Source organism: Streptomyces marianii (assembly GCF_005795905.1).
Taxonomy (GTDB): Bacteria; Actinomycetota; Actinomycetes; order Streptomycetales; family Streptomycetaceae; genus Streptomyces; species Streptomyces marianii.
The window spans coordinates 7,922,110-7,937,635 of the sequence record NZ_VAWE01000001.1; the positions used below are offsets into that span (position 1 = coordinate 7,922,110).

Genomic DNA, 15,526 nt, shown 5'->3' on the forward strand with positions numbered 1-15,526 from the left:
TCCGGCCGGCGTCGCGACCCGCGGACACGCCCTCGCCGGGGCGGCTCCACCACACGACCCGCTTCAGCGCCGCCCACGCCTTGTTCACCATCCGTCGCCCGGACCCAAAGAGCAACAGCGCCCAACCCGGGTCAACCTCGCGAGTCCTACGGGTCCGACGGGCGTTATTCGCCCGCAGCGCGCCGGTACTCGGCGTTGATGCGCAGGGCCTCCTCGAGTTGGTCCTCGAGGACGATGATGCGACAGGCGGCCTCGATGGGCGTGCCCTGGTCGACGAGTTCCCGGGCACGAGCCGCGATGCGCAGCTGGTAGCGGGAGTAGCGCCGGTGGCCGCCCTCGGATCGTAGGGGAGTGATCAGCCGTGCCTCGCCGATGGCACGGAGGAAGCCGGGAGTGATACTGAGCATCTCGGCTGCTCGCCCCATCGTGTAGGCGGGGAAGTCGTCGTCCTCGAGACGGCCGACCGAGTCGTCCGCTGTCATCTCACCTCTCAGGGAACCGTGGCGGGGGCTCGGCGCCGATCGGCACCACCGCCGACCCTAGGAGCGTGTCCCAGTAATCAACGCCGGGCCTGTCATCGGGCGACTGCTCTGCTCGCCCGAAACTTGATGTCGTATTGCCGCCAGAGTTGGCGTCTCGCTCGCGAGAGAGTCGGCGACGGTTCGTGTTCCTGATCGCGGACCTGTCCGTCTGGCACTCCGCGAAAGGCACAGCGCATGCACGTCGTCCCCGGGCTCAAGGTCTTGTACTTCGGAACTCCGGTGGTGCTGATCAGCTCACTCAACGAGGACGGCACTGCGAACCTCGCGCCGATGTCCTCAGCGTGGTGGCTGGACCAGTCCTGCATGCTCGGTCTCGGCAACAACGCCCAGACCACCGCGAACCTGCTGCGGGAAGGCGAATGCGTGCTCAATCTGCCCTCGTCGGCGATGGTCGATGCCGTCGACCGGATCGCGCTCACCACCGGGAAGCCGGCCATGCCGGACTACAAGGCGAAGCAGGGCTACCGGTACGAGCCGGACAAGTTCTCGACCGCGCAGTTGACCGAGCAGGCATCGGATCTGGTCCGGGCCCCCAGGGTTGCGGAATGCCCGGTCCAGATGGAATGCAGGGTCGTCGCGGCCCATCCTTTCGGCGGTCCCGAACCGCATGCCACCGCCTTCGAGGTCGAGGTCCTTCGCGCCCATGTCGAGGAAAACCTGGTCATCCCGGGGACGCACTACGTGGACCCGCTCGGCTGGGACCCTCTGATCATGAAGTTCTGCGAGTTCTTCGGCGGGGGACGCAACGTTCACCCGTCGAGACTCGCCGAGGGCTGGAGCATGCCCCACCAGCTCCGGTCGGCGACCGCCTGAACAGGCATCCGGCGCCCTCATCCATATCTCGTGACCATTCATGCGGGATGATCTCGGTATGCGTGATGGGGATGGGCTGTTCGAGGTCGAGCCGGTCGGTAAGAAACGGCCGCAGGGCCGTCCGACCGCGGTGAACAAGACGTTCCGGGCGTTCGACCCACGCCAGGTCCTGCTGTTGCCGCCGTCGCTGGACGACTGGCTGCCCGAGGACCACCTGGCCCGGTTCGTCGCCGACCTGGTCGACGAGGTGCTCGACCTCGGGCCGGTCCTGGCGGACTACACCGAAAAGCGCGGCTACCCGCCCTACGACCCGCGGCTGATGGTGCGGCTGCTGATCTACGGATACACCACCGGGGTGCGCTCCTCACGGGCGATCGAGCGCCGCCTGGCCGACGACGTCGCGTTCCGGTTCCTGGCCGCCGGCCAGGAACCGGACTTCCGCTCGATCGCCCGGTTTCGCCGCCGCCACCTCGATGCGCTCGCCGGTCTGTTCGCCCAGTCGCTGCACCTCGCGACCAAGCTCGGCATGGTCAAGATGGGACGCGTCGCGCTGGACGGCACGAAACTTGAGGCCAGCGCCTCCAAGCACAAGGCGATGAGCTACGGTCGCCTGGTCGACAAGGAAGAACGCATCGAGGCCGAGATCGCACAGCTGGAGGCACAGGCCCAGGCCCTGCTGGCCGACGCGGAGGCCATCGATGAAGCCGAGGACCACGCCTTCGGCGTGGACGGCAAGGAGACGGACCTGCCCGCCGAACTGGACCGGCGTGAGAAGCGCCTGGCGAAGCTGCAGGCCGCCCGCACGCAGATTGAGGCCGAGGCCGCTGACAAGGCCCGCAAGCATGCCGAGGACAAGGAACGCCGCCGTCAAGAGCGCGCCGACATCCACGACGGGCAGGCCGTCACCAGCGCCGGGGAGAAGGCCGCCAAGGCGGCACGCCCCAAGCCGAAGGCGCAGGCCAACTTCACCGACCCCGACTCGCGGATCATGAAGAACAGCGACGGCGCCTACATCCAGGCCTACAACGCCCAAGCCGTCGTCGACGAAGAACACCAGGTCATCACCGCCGCCGACGTGACGACAAACCCTTCGGATGCGCTGAACTACACCACGATGCTCGACCAGTCCGCCGCCAACACCGGCGTTCATCCCAAGCAGGCCCTGGTCGACGCCGGCTACTGCTCCGAGACCAACCTCGAAGCAGCGCGAGAGCGCCATCTGGCCTGCGGCACCGACACCTTCATGGCCACCGGCCGGCTGACCCACGACGAGCAGGTCCCGCCCGCACCGCGCGGACGCATACCCAAGGACGCCACACTCAAAGAGCGCATGGCCCACAAGCTGCGGACCAAGCCGGGCAAGGCCGCCTACAGCCGCCGCAAGGCCATCGTCGAACCCGTCTTCGGACAGATCATGACTTGCCAGGACGGCCGCCAGCTCCTCCTGCGCGGCGAGGACGGTGCCCGTGGTGAATGGCGACTGCTGGCGGCCTGCCACAACCTTCGCAAGATCTTCCGACACGCCGGGACCGCCGGGCTCGCCGGCCTGACCGGGTAACCCACCAGGCCTCCCCGGCCACACCACGAGCCCTGCACCTGGCAGACCCCCACCGAAGCCCCACAGACCCCGACAGGCCCTCCGCAACCGATCCGCCGACCACAGAAGCCGAGCCGCTTGCTCGTTACTGACCCACGCTCCTAGCTCCGATCACTGGGCGGCCACGGCCGGCGGGTAAGCGCATGCGCACGACGGGCCCGTCCGGAACGCTCTCCGGTCGGGCCCGCTGCCGTCCACGTACGGCCCGGCTCGCGCTCAGGCAGCGGGGCCGCCGAGCAGGTCGGATGCCTGCTGGAAAGGGCTGACGGCCTTGTCGGAGGCGGCCGGCCGGCTCGGCCGGCAGACGAAGCCGAGCTGGGTCAGGGCGCGGACGACCTCGCCCGCACTGAAGTCACGGCGGTCCTGACGAGTGATGGCCGCGCCTGCCTGCATGACCGGGTACTGGCGGCGTCCGATAGTCACGGACATCCCGGTGACGGGTTCGGGGCGTACTCCCTTCATCCTTTCCAGTACGACGTCCTTCGTCAGTTCGAACGGGAAGCGGGCGATGACGCAGCGCATGTGGGCCTCACAGGGAGAGGAAGAGTTGCGGCGGCGAGGCAGGGGAGGCGGTTCAGCGAGGCAGGAGCCGGGTACCGCCCGGCTCGTCGACCGTGCGCAGCTCTGCGAACAGGGCGGCGCGGCGCGACTGCTCGGCTGCCGAGGTCACGGCTGAGTGGAAGCCTCCCCGGTCGCCGAAGACGTCGCGCAGGCGGACCCGGTCCGTGTACGCGGCGCTGCCGCGGACGGCGGCGAGCTGGGGCGAGGTGAGCCGTGTGGTGCACTGCCCGTCCTCGTCGCAGAGGAGCAGGTGCCCGGCGCGAGCGCTGGCCATGACCGACATGGCCACCTCGACCGTCATGTTGTCCCAGACCTGAGGTGCGGCCTCGACCGTCGCTTCGGCCGCAGCTCCACTCGCCGATGCGGTACCCGTGGGATGAGCCTGCGTGTGAACCGGTGTCACAAGTGCCTCCTGCAGTGGTGAGCGGACATCGATCTGCGCACGAAAGGCCCTAGGCAGCCGCGTCGGCGGCGGAGCGCCGCCGGGCGGGACGGCGCGTCGCCCGTACCAGACGGTTGCGCCGCGGGCGGGAGGCGGCGTCCCGCCCGGGACGTTCGGATGAGGGGGATGTGATCACGACAGGCGTGCCCGAGGGAGTCTGCGCGCCGGTGATGCGGTGCAGTTCTGCCTCGCCCGAGCGGACTTCCGTGATACGTGGGCTGATGCCCGCGTGCGACATGAGGCGCAGCACGCCACCTCGTTGGTTCGCGGTGACGAGGGTGACGACACTGCCGGACCGGCCGGCACGGGCGGTCCGGCCACCGCGGTGCAGATAGTCCTTCTCGTCGGCCGGCGGGTCGACGTTGACGACGAGATCGAGGTCGTCGACGTGAATGCCCCGAGCGGCGACGTTCGTGGCGACCAGCACGGTGACGTGCCCGGTCCTGAATTGCGCCAGTGTGCGGGTCCGCTGGGCCTGCGACTTGCCTCCGTGCAGCGCGGCTGCCCGTATGCCACTGCCCAGCAGGTCCCGGGTGAGCCGGTCGACGGCGTGCTTGGTGTCGAGGAACATGATCACACGGCCGTCCCGCGCGGCGATCTGCGTCGTCGTGGCGTGCTTGTCCGCGCCGCGGACTTGTAGCACATGGTGCTCCATCGTCGTGACCGCGCCGGCCGAGGGGTCCACCGAGTGCACGACGGGATCGGTCAGATAGCGGCGTACGAGCAGGTCGACGTTTCGGTCCAGGGTGGCAGAGAACAGCATCCGTTGCCCGCCGGGACGCACCTGGTCGAGCAGCGCGGTGACCTGTGGCAGGAAACCCATGTCTGCCATCTGGTCGGCCTCGTCCAGCACGGTGACGGCTACCTGGTCCAGCCGGCAGTCGCCGCGGGTGAGGAGGTCCTTGAGCCGGCCCGGCGTCGCGATGACGACCTCGGCACCGCTCCGCAGCGCACGTGCCTGCCTTCCGATCGACATGCCGCCCACGACCGTGGTCAGCCGTAGACTCAGCGATCGTGCGTAAGGCGCCAGCGCGTCGGTCACCTGCTGGGCCAACTCGCGGGTGGGCACGAGGACCAGGGCGAGCGGCTGCCGGGGTTCGGCGCGCCGGCCGGCGGTTCGGGCCAGCAGCGCAAGCCCGAAGGCGAGGGTCTTGCCGGAGCCGGTGCGGCCGCGGCCCAGAGCGTCTCGACCGCTGAGAGTGTTCGGCAGGGTCGCGCCCTGTATCGGGAACGGTACGGTCACGCCCTCCGCCGCGAGTGCCGCGAGCAGTTCCCTGGGCATCTCGAGATCGGCGAACGCCTCGGCAGCGGGCAGCGCAGGCGTGATCGTCCTCGGGAGAGCGAACTCGCTCCTGGCCGCGGCAGGGTGGCGGGCGTAGCCGCCCGAGCGGCTGCCGTTCCGTCCGGAGCCGGCGTTGCCGGCACGGGTGTGGGAGGAGCGGTCGTTGGTTCGTGGAAGTCGGGTCATACGGAGCCTTTCGATGCGGCGTACGTCGGGGAATTCTCGCAGCGGATGAGCCGGCACCTGGAATCGCAAGAATAGGAACGCAATGGGATGCGGAATGGATCTGGCCTGCGGAAAGCCGATGCGAGTGCGGTCGCTGGAACGGGTGGCGCGACGTCGGCACGACAATTCGGGGCCTTGGCAGTCGTGCGGGAGACTTCGTCGGGTGTCCGAGATTGAGCGGGGCGTACGGAGAGCTGAACCATCGGCCGCAGGCGGAAACGTCACGGGCAACGTGTGCAGCTGGGGCCCGCACCCCGGAGGATGCGGGCCCCAGCTACGTTGTACGCGTCAGTGTCAGGCGGGAACGATGTTCTCTGCCGTCGGGCCCTTCTGGCCCTGCGCGATGTCGAAGGTGACCTTCTGGCCCTCAAGCAGTTCGCGGAATCCCTGAGCGGCGATGTTCGAGTAGTGGGCGAACACGTCGGCGCCGCCGCCGTCCTGCTCGATGAAGCCGAAACCCTTTTCCGCGTTGAACCACTTCACGGTACCGGTAGCCATGACATATCTCCTTTGGGGCACACTGGGATCCGCGCCGTGCGGACACCCTGTCGCCGCGATGATTACCCCACCGGAAATGACCGGAAATGCAAAGTGCTTCAGCGGTACGGAGTCGACTGAGGCGCACTTGAAGTCTGGGAACCACAACTGCAACTGATATCGACAGTAGCATGTTGAGGCGTCCGGTGCGTGCCGTGGATATTTGCGCTCCGCCGACCGGGGAAGAATCTTGCGGCGCGGACTGTCGAATTCTCACTTCGCGGGAACAGATATCTCTCCGCGCGTGACGATGCCGGGGAAGCAGGTCCGCCATGGCCGGACACCTCCGGGAAGCGCACGGCCGGCTCATGGGCGAACGCCTCACGCGGGGGGTCCCGTCGCGCGACCCGCAGCCTACTCCGCCCAGCGCTACCGGGACGCCAGGGGAAGCCTGCCGAGCTCGTCCAGCGCCTCCGTGAGCCAGCCGGTCCAGAACCGCTCCAGCTCGATCCCCCCGCGCAGCACCACGTGCCGGAGCCGGTCCTCGGCCGCGTCCCGCTCCGGCGGGAAATGGCGCTGCTCGATGTCCTCGTACTCCGCCAACTGCCGCCGGTGCAGGTCGAGATGGCGACGCAGCTCAGCCTCGAGCCCCTGCGTCCCCACGACCGCCGCCGCCCGCATGCGCAGCAGCAGCGCGTCCCGGATGGGTTTGGGGTCCTCGGTCCTGCCCACCCAGCCGGCCAGTTCGGTTCGGCCCGCGGGCAGCACCTCGTACTCCTTGCGCTTGCCCCGTGCGGGCTGGGCCGCGGGCAGGGCGCGGATCAGCCCCGACTCCTCCAGCTTCCCCAACTCGCGGTAGATCTGCTGGTGCGTCGCCGACCAGAAGTAGCCGATGGACCGGTCGAAGCGGCGGGTCAGCTCCAGGCCCGAGGACGGCTTCTCGAGCAGGGCGGTGAGGATCGCGTGCGGGAGGGACATGACCCGCATCCTAGGGATGCTGGGTCAGATCGTCGCCGCCAGCCGGGTGCCCTGGTCGATGGCCCGCTTGGCGTCCAGTTCGGCGGCCACGTCGGCGCCGCCGATGAGGTGCGCGGTGCGGCCCGCCGCGGTCAGCTCCTCGTACAGGTCGCGCCTCGGCTCCTGGCCGGTGCACAGCACCACCGTGTCCACGGGGATCGTCCTCGCCGTGCCGTCCACCGTGATGTGCAGGCCCTCGTCGTCGATCCGGTCGTACGCCGCCCCCGCGACCATCGTGACGCCGCGGTGCCTGAGCTCCGTGCGGTGGATCCACCCCGTCGTCTTGCCGAGGCCCGCGCCGACCTTGGAGGTCTTGCGCTGGAGGAGATGCAACGTGCGCGGGGGCCGCGGCCGCTCCGGGGCCCGCAGCCCGCCCCGCTCGGCGTATCCGGTGTCCACGCCCCACTGCCGGAAGTACGTCTCCGGGTCGAGGCTCGCACCCTCGCCGCCGTCGGTGAGGAACTCCGCGACGTCGAAGCCGATCCCGCCGGCGCCGACGACGGCGACCCGCTCACCGACCTCGGCCCCGTCGCGCAGCACGTCGAGGTAGCTGACGACGCTGGGGTGGTCGACACCCTCGATCGCCGGCGTCCGGGGCGTGACACCGGTCGCGACCACGATCTCGTCGTACCCGGTCAGCAGGTCCGGCGTGACGAAGGTCCCGAGCCGGACCTCCACCCCGCGCAGCTCCAGCTGGGTGCGGAAGTAGCGCAGCGTCTCCTCGAACTCCTCCTTGCCGGGGACGCGCTTGGCGATGTTCAGCTGCCCGCCGATCTCCTCGGCCCCGTCGAAGAGCGTGACCTCGTGGCCGCGTTCGGCGGCCGAGACCGAGAACGCCAGGCCCGCCGGGCCTGCGCCGACGACCGCCAGGCGCTTGCGCAGCCGGGTGGGGGAGAGGACCAGCTCGGTCTCGTGGCAGGCACGCGGGTTCACCAGGCAGGAGGTGATCCTGCCGCTGAAGGTGTGGTCCAGACACGCCTGGTTGCAGCCGATGCAGGTGTTGATCGTCTCGGCGCGGTCCTCGCGGGCCTTGGCGACGAACTCCGGGTCGGCCAGGAACGGCCGCGCCATGGACACCATGTCCGCGCGTCCCTCGGCGAGCACCTGCTCCGCCACCTCGGGCGTGTTGATCCGGTTGCTGGTCACCAGCGGCACGGACACCGAGCCCATGAGCCTGCGCGTCACCCAGGTGTACGCGCCGCGCGGCACCGAGGTCGCGATGGTCGGGATCCGGGCCTCGTGCCAGCCGATGCCGGTGTTGATGATGGTCGCACCGGCCGCCTCGATCTCCTTGGCGAGCGCGACGACCTCGTCGAGCGAGGAGCCGCCGGGCACGAGGTCGAGCATCGACAGCCGGTAGACGATGATGAAGTCGTCGCCGACCCGTTCGCGGGTACGGCGGACGATCTCCCGGGGGAAGCGGGTGCGGTTCTCGTACGAGCCGCCCCAGCGGTCGTCCCGGTGGTTGGTGGCGTTCGCGATGAACTCGTTGATCAGGTAGCCCTCGGAGCCCATGATCTCGACGCCGTCGTAACCCGCGGACCTGGCCAGCTCCGCCGCGCGGACGTAGTCCTCGATGGTCTGCTCGACCTGCTCGTCGGTGAGGGCGTTGGGGACGAACGGGCTGATGGGGGCCTGCAACGCGCTGGGCGCGACCAGCTCGGGGTGGTAGGCGTAGCGGCCGAAGTGCAGGATCTGCATGGCGATCCGGCCGCCCGCCGCGTGCACCGCGTCGGTGACCGTGCGGTGCTGCGCGGCCTCCTCCTCGGTGGTGAGCTTGGCGCCGCCGTCGTAGGGGCGTCCCGCGTCGTTCGGGGAGATGCCGCCGGTCACGATCAGTCCGACACCTCCGCGCGCACGCTCGGCGTAGAAGGCCGCCATGCGCTCGAAGCCGTTCTCCGCCTCCTCCAGGCCGATGTGCATCGAGCCCATGAGCACCCGGTTCGGGAGCGTGGTGAAACCGAGGTCGAGCGGGCTGAGCAGATGCGGGTACGGGGTGGGGGTCATCGGGGCGCCTCCTCGCGCAATGAGCGTCGCCCCCTTTTGTAGACGCCGGAGACCTCGTTATGCAACAAGTTGCACAACGAGGCCCGGGTGAGATGCGCTACGCCGGCACGGCCCAGCGGTCCAGTTCCTCCGGGGTCCGCGGGCCCGGACTGCCCGCATCCAGCAGTCCGTGGGCGCGCAGCACCTCCTCCGCGGCCATCGCCCACGGCAGGCGCAGCCGGGCCGAGTCCAGCAGCTCCCGGTCCGCCAGCAGCTCCGCGACCGGCCCCGTCCGCAGCCCGGCCGGGGACAGCACGGCGGCATCGTCCGCCCAGCGCAGCGCCAGGTCCACGTCGTGCGTGGCCATCACCACGGTCGTACCGCCCTCCCGCAGCCGCTCCAGCGCCGCCAGCAGCCGCTCCTGCCCGTGCGGATCGAGTCCCGCGGTCGGCTCGTCCAGGACCAGCACACGCGGTCGCATGGCGACCGCGCCCGCGATCGCGGCCCGCTTGCGCTGCCCGTACGACAGCAGATGCGTCGGGCGGTCCTCCAGTGCCGTGATGTCCAGGGCGTCCAGTGCCTCGGCGACCCGGGCCCGTACCTCCCGCTCCGGCAGCCCCAGGTTCATCGGCCCGAACGACACGTCCTGGCCCACCGACGCGGCGAACAGCTGGTCGTCCGGATCCTGCACGACCAGCTGCACCGTCGTCCGCAGCCGGTTCAGCCCGCCGCGGTCGTACACCACCGGCTCGCCGTGCAGCAGGAGCCGGCCCTCCGCGCAGTGCAGCCCGCCGCTGAGGAGCCGCATCAGGGTCGTCTTGCCGCTGCCGTTGCGGCCCAGCAGCGCCAGGGAGCGTCCTCCAGGCACGGCGAAGTCGACACCGCGCAGCACCGGCGGGCCGTCCGGGTAGGAGAATCCCGCGCCGGCCAGTTCCACCAGGGGCACCCCGGCCCCGGGTGCGCTCTCGTCCACGGACGTGCTCACAGTACGGACCTTTCCAATACGAGGGTGAGGGCGACGATCCCCGCGAGCAGCCCGGCGGTCGCCGCCAGGAAGCGGGCCGACACCGTCGCGGGCGGCACCAGGACCCGCAGCGTCCCGTCGTAGCCGCGCCCGGCGAGCCCGGTCTGCAGCCGCTGGGCCCGGTCGAAGGCCCGCACGAACGCGGTCGCGGCGAGCCCGGCGAGGGACCGCCAGGCCGCCGCCCGGGTCGTGTGCCCGAGCCGGGCCGCCTGGGCCTGCCGGACCCGGTGCACGGTGTCGAGCAGCAGAAAGCCGATCCGGTACATCACGAGGGCCACGTCCACGACGGGCCCGGGCACCCCGGCCCGGACCAGCCTCGGCAGCAGGTCCGACACCGGCGTGGTGAACGCGAACAGCAGCACCCCGAGCGAGGCGGCGGACGTCCGCAGCAGGAGCCGTACGGCGTGGGCGGGGCCGTCGGGCGCGAGCACCACGAATCCGTCCGGGCCGCCCACCGAGAACAGCAGCGGAATCGCACCCGTGACGCAGAACCCCAGCGGAATGCGCCACGCTCGCCACAGCTGCCGCGGCGCCACCCCGGCGGGCCCGAGCAGTACGGCCACGGCCGCCGCGGCGACCAGGACGGCACCCGGCCACGGCGGCAGTGAGACGGCGCAGACCGTCAGCCCTAGCCCGAGTGCCGCCTTCTCGCACGGATGACGGCGGCGCCAGCGGCTGCTGTGCGCCGCCGCGTCGATCGGCAGCATAGGCGGCTACGCGCCCGAGCCGACGGAACCGGCCGCACCGGCGGAGCCGCTGCCCGGCGCCCGCCCGTCCCCGGCGGCCGCCGCCCGCGCCTCACCCTGCCGGCGCCCCTTGCGCAGCCCGAAGTAGTACGCCAGGACACCGGCACCCAGAGCCGCCTGGAGGGCGAACAGCGCCGACTCGACCTCCCCGGAAGGGGGTTCGTACAGCGGCGCGAACCAGGGCTCGTAGTCCGGCGCGATCTCCGTGATGGCGGTCTCCGCCTCCCCGTCGGCGCCCGTGAAGGGTTCCTCCTTGTGGTCGCCCAGGCCGAGGGCGAGCGGCAGCGCCGCCAGCGCCGCCACGATCGCCAGCAGCAGCGTGTTGATCTTCGCGTTACGGCTCATCGGACCGCGGCCTCCTTCTCGGCCCCGCCCTGGAGGAGCACTCCGAGGCGGGTCAGCTCACCCTTGCTGGACTGCACGAGCAGCCGCATCACCAGCACGGTGAGCAGGCCCTCGCTGACGGCCAGCGGGATCTGGGTGAGCGCGAAGATGCCGCCGAACTTGGCCAGGGCGCCGACCACGCCGCTGCCCGGGTCGGGGAACGCCAGCGCCAGCTGCACGCTGGTGACGCAGTACGTGGACAGGTCCGCGACGAACGCGCCGAAGAACACGCCCACCATCAGCGGCACTCCGGACCGCCGCAGCAGCGCGTACACCGCGAACCCGGCCCACGGTCCGACGATCGCCATCGAGAACACGTTCGCACCGAGCGTGGTCAGTCCGCCGTGGGCCAGCAGCAGCGCCTGGAAGAGCAGGGTGATCGTGCCGAGCACGGCCATGATCGGTGGCCGGAACAGGATCGCGCCCAGCCCCGTGCCGGTCGGGTGCGAGCAACTGCCGGTCACGGACGGGATCTTGAGCGCCGACAGGACGAAAGTGAAGGCGCCCGACGCGCCGAGCAGCAGGGTGGACTCGGGATTCGCCCTGACCTCACGGGTGAGCGCCCGTACGCCGTGGATCACGAAGGGGGCGGACGCGACGCCCCAGGCGGCCGCGTGCACAGGGGGCAGATACCCCTCGGCTATATGCATGGTTGGGAGACCCTCTCCAGCACCTCGTGGATGGACAACGCGCCCTGGCCGGTCTCCTGGCTGACGGGTCCTGCCGCCCGGGCTCCGCCTTCCCGGACACCACGGTCTCCCGTGGCGGTCCAGTGGCTTCCTTGCGGAGAGAGCCGGACTTCCCGATCACAGTGGCGAGGGCCGCACCGGTACTCCACCGGTTTCCCGTTCACCAAGGCCCTGCGACATTAGTGCGTTGACCAGCTGCATCACAAGCCGCGCACGGATGCTCACGGTCACACCTTGCGGTAGTCGTACGCCTCCACGGCCGCCGCCTCCACCGCGTCCAGATCCGCACCGGCGGCCGCGGTGACCACCGCGGCCACGGCGCCCTCCACGAACGGCGCGTCCACCAGCCTGGTCCCCTCCGGAAGTTCGTCGCCCTCGGCCAGCAGCGCCTTGACCGTCAGCACGGCGCTGCCGATGTCGACCAGCACGGCCACCCCGGCGCCCCTGTCCACCTGGTGCGCGGCACGTGCCGTCAGCTCCGGACTGGTGCCGAGACCACCGTCCGCGACCCCGCCCGCCGCGGCGACCGGCACGGCGTCGCCCGCGCCGGCCAGCCTCCTGGCGAGGTCGGCGACCGACTCCGCGACCTGCGCGCTGTGCGAGACGAGGACGATCCCGACCGGGCCGGTCATCGCGCGGCCTCCTCGAGGGCCCCGACCAGCAGGGCGGAGGACGTCGCCCCCGGATCCTGGTGCCCGATGCTGCGCTCGCCCAGATAGCTCGCCCGGCCCTTGCGGGCCAGCATCGGCACGGTCGCCGCCGCGCCCTCGTCGGCGGCCTCCCGCGCGGCCGCGAAGGACTCGTCCAGCGCCGCGGCCGCGGGCTCCAGTGCGTCCAGCATCGTCTTGTCCCCGGCCTTCGCGCCGCCGAGCTGCGCCACCGCCGCGATCCCCGCGCGCAGCGCCTCGGCGAGCTGCGCCCGCGACACCTCGGCCTCTTCACCGAGCGCCTTGCCGGCCCGCCGCAGCAGCGTCCCGTACAGCGGCCCCGACGCCCCGCCGACCGTCGAGATCAACTGCCGCCCGGTCAGCATCAGTACGGCACCGGGGGTGTCCGGCGCGTCCTTCTCCAGCGCCGCCCTCACCGCCGTGAAACCCCGCTGCAGATTGGTTCCGTGGTCGGCGTCCCCGATCGCGGCGTCGAGCTCGGTCAGCCGGCCCGCCTCGCGGTCCACCGCATCGGCCAGGGCGTTCATCCAGCGGAGGAAGAAATCCGCGTCGAGCACAGCGTCTCCTTCTCGTGGCGCACCGGCTTCCCCGCGCGCGTCGTCGCGGCCCGCGGGCGCGAAGCCGCCGTCGGCCGGGCCGGGCATGGCTCAGCGGCCCCAGCGCAGCGCGGGCGTCTCCACGGGGGCGTCCCACAGCCGCAGGATCTCCTCGTCCGCCTCGCACAGCGTCACCGAGCAGCCGGCCATGTCGAGCGAGGTGACGTAGTTGCCGACCAGGGTCCGGGCCACCGGCACTCCGCGCTCGGCGAGCACCCGGTGGACCTCCGCGTTGAACCCGTACAGCTCCAGCAGTGGTGTCGCGCCCATGCCGTTGACCAGCGCCAGCACCGGACTGGACGGCTGCAGATCCTCCAGGACCGCGTTCACCGCGAAGTCCGCGATCTCCCGCGACGTCATCATCGGCCGCCTCTCCCGGCCGGGCTCGCCGTGGATGCCGATCCCCAACTCCAGCTCACCGGACGGCAGATCGAACGTCGGGGTGCCCTTGGCCGGGGTCGTGACGGCGCTGAGCGCGACACCGAAGCTGCGCGACCCCTCGTTGACCCGGCGGGCGACGGCCTCGACCCGCTCCAGCGGTGCACCCTCCTCCGCCGCGGCGCCCGCGATCTTCTCCACGAAGAGCGTCGCGCCCGTACCGCGTCGGCCCGCCGTGTAGAGGCTGTCCTGCACGGCCACGTCGTCGTTGACGAGCACCTTGGCCACCTGGACGCCCTCGTCCTCGGCGAGTTCCTGCGCCATGTCGAAGTTCAGCACGTCGCCGGTGTAGTTCTTCACCACGAAGAGCACACCCGCCCCGCTGTCCACCGCCGCCGCGGCGCGGGCCATCTGGTCCGGCACCGGCGACGTGAAGACCTCGCCGGGGCACGCCGCCGAGAGCATCCCTGCCCCCACGAACCCGCCGTGCAGGGGCTCGTGTCCCGACCCGCCGCCGGACACCAGGCCCACCTTGCCCGCGACCGGAGCGTCCCCCCGCACCACGACCCTGTTCTCCACGTCGACGTTCAGCCCGGGGTGCGCCGCGGCCAGACCGCGCAGGCCGTCGGCCACGACCGTCTCGGGGACGTTGATGAGCATCCTCATGGGAACCTCCTGGTGGGACTGGCGATCACTCCGGACGGTGTCCTCTCAGGCCGGGCCGTGGCGGTGCGGGCCGCACACCCTCTGCCAGTATCGGCGCAAACGGCCCGCACGGCACCGCGCTCCCGCCAACCCGTCGGCACCGTCCGCGGGAGTGGCCGGAAGGTTCCCCACGGCGACGCCCGTCCGGCGGAGGCCGGTCAGTAGCGCAGCGCGCTCGCGATGCCGCCCATCCCCACAAGCGTGCCGTCGGGGACGAACCGCACCTGCGCCCCCGTCTCCAGGGACTTCTCGACGATCTCGTCCACGACGTCGACCAGCGCGTCCAGGTCGCCGGTGTCAGCGGGCAGGAGGTGGGCGCCGGTGTCCCGCACCGTCTCGCGGTAGTTCTCCTCCACGGCGAGCAGCGCGACCCGGCCCGTCTCCACGTTCTGGCGGATCTCGTCGACTCCGGCGGCGAAAGCACGCCTGCCCCTGGCCCGGTCCAGCTCCTCGAGAACGCCGGAGACCTCCTGCTGCGCGCGGGCCTCGACGGACGGCCGCACCGCCTGCCAGACCGCGTCGGCGGAGCCGCCCGCCACCCCGCCCCGGGGCGCGTGGACGGCCTGGCCCTTCGCGGCCGTGCCGACGTCGTCGAGGAGCGCGAGCGCGGCGGGCTCGCCGGTCACGTACAGCGGCCGCGGGTCGGCCTTCAGCACCGAGGCGAGCGCCGTGTCGGCCTCCCGCAGGAAGTGCCGGGTGTCCTCGTCCCGGAAGGTGCTGGGCACATCGCCGATCCGCTCCTGGCGCTCGGCGTCGAAGTTCTCCGCGGGGCGGGACATCGGGAAGGCCCCGGTGCGCTCCTCGGTGAGGCGGTCGGCCGCGCCGCTCCACAGGGTGGCCCGGTCCGACGCGACCGCCAGGACCCAGTAGGGGCGCTCGGCGGCCTGTGCCGAGACGAGGTTGCGGGTCAGATAGGTGTCCGACAGCACCACGCGCTCGGGCACCGGCCGGCCGAGCGTCCACACCTCGTGCTCGCCCGGCGCGGCGAAGACCACGAGCCCGTCCTCCGCGTGCACCAGGTCGATCTCGGCCAGCGCCCGGTCGAGCTGCTCGGACACGTCGATCCGGGTGTCCCGGGTGACGGCGGGATCGGCCTTGAGCTGCTCCTTGGCCTCGGTCATGAGGTTGCGCAGCCGGACCGGGTCCTGCGCGTTGTCCGGCTCGCGGCGGTGCGTGGGCATGATCACCGACACCGCGGGATAGGGGCGCTGCCGGCGGAGCCGGACCAGGTCGTCGGAGCTGAGGGCTGGGTGCATCGGGTCCACCCTTTCCGAGCGGTGTGCACTGGAGGGCCGGGCTTTGCGCACCGAGGTGCGACGAGCTGAAGCCGACTCCTTGCACCATAAGTCGGATTGCCTGGGCGGGCACCAGGACCGGTGGGGCACCGCGCCCCG

17 protein-coding genes and 1 riboswitch are annotated in these 15,526 nt (G+C 71.3%); of the genes, 2 read left to right on the forward strand and 15 right to left on the reverse strand.

Annotated features, from left to right (window positions below):
• Nucleotides 1-164 precede the first annotated feature (164 nt).
• On the reverse strand, nt 165-482 hold the full coding sequence (locus FEF34_RS35735; RefSeq protein ID WP_138056864.1) for a helix-turn-helix domain-containing protein: 318 nt from the start codon (nt 480-482) through the stop codon (nt 165-167).
• A 234-nt stretch (nt 483-716) separates the two neighbouring features.
• Between FEF34_RS35735 and FEF34_RS35740 the strand changes: the two genes are divergently transcribed.
• A complete protein-coding gene (locus FEF34_RS35740) occupies nt 717-1,355 on the forward strand; it encodes a flavin reductase family protein (protein ID WP_138051936.1) in 639 nt (212 codons plus the stop codon).
• Between the two features lie 130 nt (nt 1,356-1,485).
• Complete coding sequence (locus FEF34_RS35745) at nt 1,486-2,913, forward strand: IS1182 family transposase (RefSeq protein ID WP_456114791.1); 1,428 nt, start codon at nt 1,486-1,488, stop codon at nt 2,911-2,913.
• A gap of 255 nt (nt 2,914-3,168) precedes the next feature.
• Here FEF34_RS35745 and FEF34_RS35750 read toward each other — a convergent pair whose 3' ends face one another.
• The 14 genes from FEF34_RS35750 to FEF34_RS35815 form a co-directional block, all read right to left on the reverse strand.
• The gene (locus FEF34_RS35750) at nt 3,169-3,474 is read right to left on the reverse strand and encodes an SCO5918 family protein (protein WP_138056865.1); all 306 of its coding nucleotides are present in this window, start codon (nt 3,472-3,474) and stop codon (nt 3,169-3,171) included.
• 52 nt (nt 3,475-3,526) lie between these two features.
• Entirely contained in the window at nt 3,527-3,916 is a 390-nt protein-coding gene (locus FEF34_RS35755) for a hypothetical protein (RefSeq protein ID WP_138056866.1), read from the reverse strand.
• Nucleotides 3,917-3,965: 49 nt separating this feature from the next.
• Nucleotides 3,966-5,423 (reverse strand): DEAD/DEAH box helicase, encoded by a 1,458-nt coding sequence (locus FEF34_RS35760; RefSeq protein WP_138056867.1) that lies wholly within the window; start codon nt 5,421-5,423, stop codon nt 3,966-3,968.
• Between the two features lie 333 nt (nt 5,424-5,756).
• Nucleotides 5,757-5,960, reverse strand: coding sequence for a cold-shock protein (locus FEF34_RS35765; protein WP_006136369.1), 204 nt, complete (start codon nt 5,958-5,960; stop codon nt 5,757-5,759).
• A 408-nt stretch (nt 5,961-6,368) separates the two neighbouring features.
• On the reverse strand, nt 6,369-6,917 hold the full coding sequence (locus tag FEF34_RS35770) for a PadR family transcriptional regulator (protein WP_138056868.1): 549 nt from the start codon (nt 6,915-6,917) through the stop codon (nt 6,369-6,371).
• A 24-nt stretch (nt 6,918-6,941) separates the two neighbouring features.
• On the reverse strand, nt 6,942-8,963 hold the full coding sequence (locus FEF34_RS35775; RefSeq protein ID WP_138056869.1) for an NADPH-dependent 2,4-dienoyl-CoA reductase: 2,022 nt from the start codon (nt 8,961-8,963) through the stop codon (nt 6,942-6,944).
• Between the two features lie 97 nt (nt 8,964-9,060).
• Entirely contained in the window at nt 9,061-9,927 is an 867-nt protein-coding gene (locus tag FEF34_RS35780; protein ID WP_138056870.1) for an energy-coupling factor ABC transporter ATP-binding protein, read from the reverse strand.
• Nucleotides 9,924-10,673 carry a cobalt ECF transporter T component CbiQ gene (gene cbiQ, locus FEF34_RS35785; RefSeq protein ID WP_138056871.1) on the reverse strand — a complete coding sequence of 250 codons (750 nt, stop codon included), beginning with the start codon at nt 10,671-10,673 and terminating at the stop codon, nt 9,924-9,926. Before cbiQ ends, FEF34_RS35780 begins: the two co-directional genes overlap by 4 nt.
• Before the next feature lie 6 nt (nt 10,674-10,679).
• Nucleotides 10,680-11,057, reverse strand: a complete 378-nt coding sequence (locus FEF34_RS35790) for an energy-coupling factor ABC transporter substrate-binding protein (RefSeq protein ID WP_138056872.1) — start codon at nt 11,055-11,057, stop codon at nt 10,680-10,682.
• On the reverse strand, nt 11,054-11,746 hold the full coding sequence (locus tag FEF34_RS35795; protein WP_138056873.1) for an energy-coupling factor ABC transporter permease: 693 nt from the start codon (nt 11,744-11,746) through the stop codon (nt 11,054-11,056). The genes FEF34_RS35790 and FEF34_RS35795 overlap by 4 nt, the downstream gene beginning before the upstream one ends.
• A gap of 29 nt (nt 11,747-11,775) precedes the next feature.
• A riboswitch (cobalamin riboswitch) is annotated at nt 11,776-11,968 on the reverse strand.
• A gap of 44 nt (nt 11,969-12,012) precedes the next feature.
• Complete coding sequence (locus tag FEF34_RS35800) at nt 12,013-12,417, reverse strand: PTS-dependent dihydroxyacetone kinase phosphotransferase subunit DhaM (protein ID WP_138056874.1); 405 nt, start codon at nt 12,415-12,417, stop codon at nt 12,013-12,015.
• Nucleotides 12,414-13,010: a dihydroxyacetone kinase subunit DhaL gene (dhaL, locus tag FEF34_RS35805; RefSeq protein ID WP_171053218.1), complete on the reverse strand. Its 597-nt coding sequence runs from the start codon at nt 13,008-13,010 to the stop codon at nt 12,414-12,416. Before dhaL ends, FEF34_RS35800 begins: the two co-directional genes overlap by 4 nt.
• A gap of 90 nt (nt 13,011-13,100) precedes the next feature.
• Nucleotides 13,101-14,093: a dihydroxyacetone kinase subunit DhaK gene (gene dhaK / locus FEF34_RS35810; protein WP_138056876.1), complete on the reverse strand. Its 993-nt coding sequence runs from the start codon at nt 14,091-14,093 to the stop codon at nt 13,101-13,103.
• A 197-nt stretch (nt 14,094-14,290) separates the two neighbouring features.
• Complete coding sequence (locus tag FEF34_RS35815; protein ID WP_138056877.1) at nt 14,291-15,388, reverse strand: baeRF3 domain-containing protein; 1,098 nt, start codon at nt 15,386-15,388, stop codon at nt 14,291-14,293.
• Between the last annotated feature and the right edge of the window lie 138 nt (nt 15,389-15,526).

Excerpts from the sequence above, each read along its gene's own strand:
- cbiQ (WP_138056871.1), bottom strand. The coding sequence starts at position 10,673 with ATGCTGCCGATCGACGCGGCGGCGCACAGCAGCCGCTGGCGCCGCCGT.
- FEF34_RS35760 (WP_138056867.1), bottom strand. The coding sequence starts at position 5,423 with ATGACCCGACTTCCACGAACCAACGACCGCTCCTCCCACACCCGTGCC.
- FEF34_RS35750 (WP_138056865.1), bottom strand. The coding sequence starts at position 3,474 with ATGCGCTGCGTCATCGCCCGCTTCCCGTTCGAACTGACGAAGGACGTC.
- FEF34_RS35770 (WP_138056868.1), bottom strand. The coding sequence starts at position 6,917 with ATGTCCCTCCCGCACGCGATCCTCACCGCCCTGCTCGAGAAGCCGTCC.
- FEF34_RS35790 (WP_138056872.1), bottom strand. The coding sequence starts at position 11,057 with ATGAGCCGTAACGCGAAGATCAACACGCTGCTGCTGGCGATCGTGGCG.
- FEF34_RS35740 (WP_138051936.1), top strand. The coding sequence starts at position 717 with ATGCACGTCGTCCCCGGGCTCAAGGTCTTGTACTTCGGAACTCCGGTG.
- FEF34_RS35800 (WP_138056874.1), bottom strand. The coding sequence starts at position 12,417 with ATGACCGGCCCGGTCGGGATCGTCCTCGTCTCGCACAGCGCGCAGGTC.
- FEF34_RS35795 (WP_138056873.1), bottom strand. The coding sequence starts at position 11,746 with ATGCATATAGCCGAGGGGTATCTGCCCCCTGTGCACGCGGCCGCCTGG.
- FEF34_RS35815 (WP_138056877.1), bottom strand. The coding sequence starts at position 15,388 with ATGCACCCAGCCCTCAGCTCCGACGACCTGGTCCGGCTCCGCCGGCAG.
- FEF34_RS35735 (WP_138056864.1), bottom strand. The coding sequence starts at position 482 with ATGACAGCGGACGACTCGGTCGGCCGTCTCGAGGACGACGACTTCCCC.
- FEF34_RS35775 (WP_138056869.1), bottom strand. The coding sequence starts at position 8,963 with ATGACCCCCACCCCGTACCCGCATCTGCTCAGCCCGCTCGACCTCGGT.
- dhaK (WP_138056876.1), bottom strand. The coding sequence starts at position 14,093 with ATGAGGATGCTCATCAACGTCCCCGAGACGGTCGTGGCCGACGGCCTG.
- FEF34_RS35765 (WP_006136369.1), bottom strand. The coding sequence starts at position 5,960 with ATGGCTACCGGTACCGTGAAGTGGTTCAACGCGGAAAAGGGTTTCGGC.